Below are 4,567 nucleotides of genomic sequence, written 5' to 3'. Positions count from 1 at the left end.
CGCCGCTCGCCCCGGTCGCCAGCCACCGGCCCGCCGCTCGCCCCGGTGGCCAGCCACCGGGCCCTGATGGCGGTCGATGGGCCATCCACCGCCATAGAGGGTGGTCGATGGCCCATCGACTACCTTGGCGGCCGGACCCCAACCATCCAAACGTGGTCGATGTCCCATCGACCACCAAAGAGCGTGGACGATGTCACATCGAGCACGTTCGTGGCGAGGTAGGGCTGCTGGGAACGTGGACGATGTCACAGCGACTACGTTCGCGCCGTGGGCGGGGAGCCGCTGGAACGTGGACGATGTCGCATCGACCGCGTTCGCGGGTGAGGCGCGGGGGAGAAGTCAGGCCGTGAGAGCTGGCACCTTACGTTCTGGATGATGGGCGGACCAGCAGGGGAAGCGGGCGGTCAGCTCTTCGCCCGCGGCTAGCCGGGCGAGTGCCTTCTTGCTCTGGTCATCGGCCGGGGTGTACACGGTCATCCGGGCGCCGGGCACGGCGTTCACGGCGAAGCTGCTGGAAGTCACGGTGATGCGGCCGACGCTGGGGTGGCGGAGGTTCTTCACCATGCCGGTCGGCTGCGCGACGTCGTGTGCCGCCCAGGACTCGGCGAACGCGGGGCTTTCCGCCTCGAGGCGGCGGATGAAGTGCGTCCAGGCCGGGTCGCTGAGGTGCTTGCTGTACGCGGCGCGCAGCTGGCCGACCATGGTCGCGCAGGAGGCCTCGTGGTTGTCGTACGGCGCGCAGCAGGGGAGGGAGGTGAAGACGGAGAGCAGGGTGTTCCGCTCGGCTGTCGGGGCGGACGTGACCGCGGGGAAGATCGCGGCGTACACCGCGTTCCAGGCCAGCAGGTCGAACCGTTCCGTGACCACGCAGGCGGGGATCGGGAGCGCGTCGAGGATCTGCTGGATCTCGTCAGGCAGCGGGCAGTCGTCGCAGCCAGGCACCGCGGCCGTGCCGGGGACGTCGGCGAGCCGGAACAGGTGCGCGCGCTCGGTTGTGTCGAGGCGCAGCGTGCGTGCGATCGCGTCGAGGACCTGGACGCTGGCGTTGATCGGGCGGCCCTGCTCCAGCCACGTGTACCAGGTGACGCCGACGCCTGCTAGCTGGGCCAGCTCCTCGCGCCGCAGGCCGGCGGTGCGGCGGCGGGTGCCCGGCGGCAGCCCGACATCCTCCGGGCTGATCCGCTCCCGCCGGGTGCGCAGGAACGCGGCCAGCTCAGTGCGGCGATCCGCGGTTCCGTTGATGGTGCTCACGCTCACGCTATCCATTCTCTCGTCAAGACGGCGGCCGTGCCAGGTGGTGTTGGTACCAGGATAAGCAGGCTCTTGGTACCAGAATAAGCCGCGCCGCAAACTAGGTGACATGACAGAACTCATCGAACGCCTTCCGCTGCGCGCCGGGCGCCGGGCGTCTGCCGGGGCCGGGCCGCGATCCAGCGTCGTCCTGGCGGTCGTGCTGACCGGGCAGCTGATGGCGGTGCTCGACACGAACATCGTGAACGTCGCGATCCCGTCGATGCACGCCGACCTGCACGCGTCCGGGGCCCTGCTGCAGCTGATCGTCGCCGGGTACACGATCGCGTACGCGGTGCTGCTCATCACTGGCGCGCGGCTCGGCGACATCCTCGGGCACCGGCGGGTGTTCCGCGCGGGAGTGCTGCTGTTTACGCTGGCGTCGCTTGGCTGCGGACTGGCGCCGACGGCCGGCGTGCTGGTGGGGCTGCGCTTCGCGCAAGGGGTCGGCGCCGCCGTGATGATCCCGCAGGTACTCAGCCTGCTGCAGCGCACGTACCAGGCGCCGGGCCCGCGGGCGCGGGCGATGAGCCTGTACGCGACGGTGATCTCCGGTGGCGCGGTGCTCGGCCAGGTGGTCGGCGGCCTGCTGATCAGCGCGGACGTGTTCGGCCTCACGTGGCGGTCGGTCTTCCTGGTGAACGTGCCCATCGGGGTCGCGGTGCTGCTGTGCACGGGGATGCTGCCCGGCGCGCGGGACATGACCGGGCGACGGCTCGACCTGCCCGGGCTGCTGGTGCTGACCCCGGCCGTGCTCGCGTTCGTGCTGCCGCTGGTGCTCGGGCAGCCGCTTGGCTGGCCTGTGTGGGGGTGGGCGCTGCTGCTGGTGTCGGTCGTCCTGTTCGTCTTGCTCGGCTTCGTCGAGCACCGGGTCGCCGCGGGCGGCGGGCAGCCGATCCTGCCGCGTGCCCTGCTCGGCCTGCCCGGCGTGCTGGCCGGGATCGGCGGGCTGTTCGCGGCGATGATGGTGTTCGGCGGCTGGCTGTTCGGGTTCGCGCTGGAGCTGCAGGACGGGCTCGGCGAGTCGGCGCTGCGGGCGGGGCTCACCTTCGCGCCGGCCGCGGTGGCGTTCGCGCTGGTCAGCCTCAACTGGCGGCGACTTCCCGCGCGGTACTACGCGGTGCTGCCGGCCGCCGGGTTCGTGGTGAACGGGCTCGGGCTGCTCTGGCTGGGCCTGCTGTTCCGGTCTGGCGATGACGGGACCAGCTTCTGGGTGTACGCCGCGTCGGCGGTGGCCGGGGCCGGCATGGCGGCCGCGTTCAGTCCGCTGATGACGCGGGTGCTGTCCCGGGTACCGGTGGCGATCGCGGCGGACGCCAGCGGGGTCATCGTGACCGTGAACCAGCTCGGGATTGTGACCGGCGTGGCGACGTTCGGCACGCTGTACCTGAACCTGGCTGGGCGGCTGCCTGGGTCGCTGGGCGGCTCGGCCGCTTTCGCGATCTCGTCGGCGAACGCCTACCTGGCCACGTCGGTCGCGCTCGCGGTGCTCGGGCTGCTCGGCGCGTTCCTCTCGGTGGCGCACATGCGGGTGACGGCGCGGCACGCGCTGGCGGCCGCGCGGCAGTAGGCTGCGGGGCGTGAGCAGGACACACCGGCTTGACCTAGATGATCAGACCCTGCGCGAGTGGGACGCCATGGTGCTGGCCGCCGGCCCGGACGGGATCGTGCTTGACCGTTCGGCCTTCTATCCGGGCGGCGGCGGCCAGCCGCCGGACCATGGCGTGCTGCTGTGGGGCGGCGTGCAGACCCGGATCGTGGACGCCCGAAAGAGCCCGGACGACATGTACCTCGTGCCGCTGGACGGCGACCCGCTGCCTGTCGTCGGCACCACCGTGCGCGGCGCGGTGGAGGATGAGCGGCGGACGTCGCTGATGCGGACGCACTCCGGGCTGCACGTGCTGTGCGGGGTGGTGTTCCGCGACTTCGGCGCCCTGGTGACCGGCGGGAACATGGAGCCGCTGACGGCGCGGATGGACTTCAACCTGGAGGCCGTGCCGCCGGGCTTCAAGGAGGCCGTCGAGGACGCGTGCAACGCCGAGCTGCGCCTCGACCGGCAGATCGTGGTGCGCACGCTGCCGCGGGCCGAGGCGTTCGAGATCCCGGACATCATCAGGACCGCGACCAACCTGGTGCCCGAGGACGTCAAGGACGTGCGGATCGTGGACATCGTCGGCCTGGACCAGCAGGCCGACGGCGGCACCCACGTCGCGTCGACGTCCCAGGTCGGCCGCATCTCGGTCGTGAAGATCGAGAACAAGGGCAAGGGCTTCCGGCGGATCCGCCTCGCCATCGGTTCGTGATGGGCGCGGCTTCGAAGCCGGGGGCGCTGCTGGACGCCGACGCGGTGCGCGCGGCGCTGGCCGGCCCGGGTCGCGGTGACTCCGAGCTCGGCGCCGGCGGCCTGTGGACGTCGCTCGAGGTCGTGGCCGTTACCGGCTCCACCAATGCGGACCTGCTCCGGCGCGGTGGCGCGGAAGGCCAGGTCCTCGTCGCGGAGTCGCAGGTCGCGGGGCGTGGCCGGATGGGCCGGTCCTGGGTCTCCGCTCCCGGCGCGTCGCTCACGTTCTCTGTGCTGCTCCGCCCGGGTTCTGTACCAGCGGCCAGGCGCGGCTGGCTGCCGCTGCTGACCGGGGTTGCTGTCGCTAGTGCGGTGCGGGACGTCTCTGGCGTGGCTGCCGTCTTGAAGTGGCCCAACGACGTCTTGGCCGGTTCGCGGAAGCTGGCTGGCATCCTCGCGGAGCAGTCGGGCGATGCCGTGGTGGTCGGCATCGGGCTGAACGTGGCCACGCCGGCTGACGCGCTCCCCGTGTCGCCGAGCGGCCTGCCCGCGACGTCGCTGCTCGTCGAGGGCGCTTCCGTGTCCCGCGAGGCCTTGCTGGCCGCGATGCTGCGCGAGCTGGAACGCCGCTACACGGCCTTCAGGGACGACCCCGACCCCGCGCGGGCCGGCCTGCTGTCTGATTACCGAGCCTTGTGCGCGACCCTCGGCCGCTCAGTCCGGGTGGAGCTGCCTGGCGGCCGCGTCCTGTCCGGCGTGGCGGAAGATGTAGATGCCGATGGCCGATTGCTGGTGGCGCCGGCTTCCGGTGCCCCGCCGGTGACGGTCTCCGCGGGGGATGTCATCCACGTCCGGCTGTTACGCCACCCGCACCGCGACTTCGTGGTGCGAGACACGCTCGTCCCAGCGGCTGAGTGCCGCCTGGGCCGCGTCCTCGATCACCGCCTGCTCGTAGTCGTCCCCCGCGAACCCGCGAACCGCGTCCAGGTCCGCGAA

General features: G+C 71.8%; 4 protein-coding genes. 3 read left to right on the top strand and 1 reads right to left on the bottom strand.

The genetic code is table 11. The features are described from left to right. Positions 1-339: 339 nt before the first annotated feature. Entirely contained in the window at positions 340-1,257 is a 918-nt protein-coding gene (locus WA805_RS09885) for a helix-turn-helix transcriptional regulator (protein WP_422324447.1), read from the bottom strand. A gap of 103 nt (positions 1,258-1,360) precedes the next feature. On the opposite strand from WA805_RS09885, the gene WA805_RS09880 reads away from it, so the two are divergent. The 3 genes from WA805_RS09880 to WA805_RS09870 form a co-directional block, all read left to right on the top strand. Further along, positions 1,361-2,860 carry an MFS transporter gene (locus tag WA805_RS09880; RefSeq protein ID WP_424558796.1) on the top strand — a complete coding sequence of 500 codons (1,500 nt, stop codon included), beginning with the start codon at positions 1,361-1,363 and terminating at the stop codon, positions 2,858-2,860. A 10-nt stretch (positions 2,861-2,870) separates the two neighbouring features. Beyond that, a complete protein-coding gene (locus tag WA805_RS09875; protein WP_425238642.1) occupies positions 2,871-3,593 on the top strand; it encodes an alanyl-tRNA editing protein in 723 nt (240 codons plus the stop codon). Beyond that, a partial coding sequence (locus tag WA805_RS09870; RefSeq protein ID WP_425242190.1) for a biotin--[acetyl-CoA-carboxylase] ligase occupies positions 3,593-4,567 on the top strand: 975 nt, incomplete at its 3' end. The genes WA805_RS09875 and WA805_RS09870, both read left to right, overlap by 1 nt.

The sequence above is a fragment of the Trebonia sp. genome (assembly GCF_049794275.1).
Taxonomy (GTDB): Bacteria; Actinomycetota; Actinomycetes; order Streptosporangiales; family Streptosporangiaceae; genus Trebonia.
This window is presented reverse-complemented; position numbering and strand designations above follow the sequence as displayed.

Bases quoted from the DNA above. Each gene is read 5' to 3' on its own strand.
- WA805_RS09880 (WP_424558796.1), top strand. From the start codon at position 1,361: ATGACAGAACTCATCGAACGCCTTCCGCTGCGCGCCGGGCGCCGGGCG.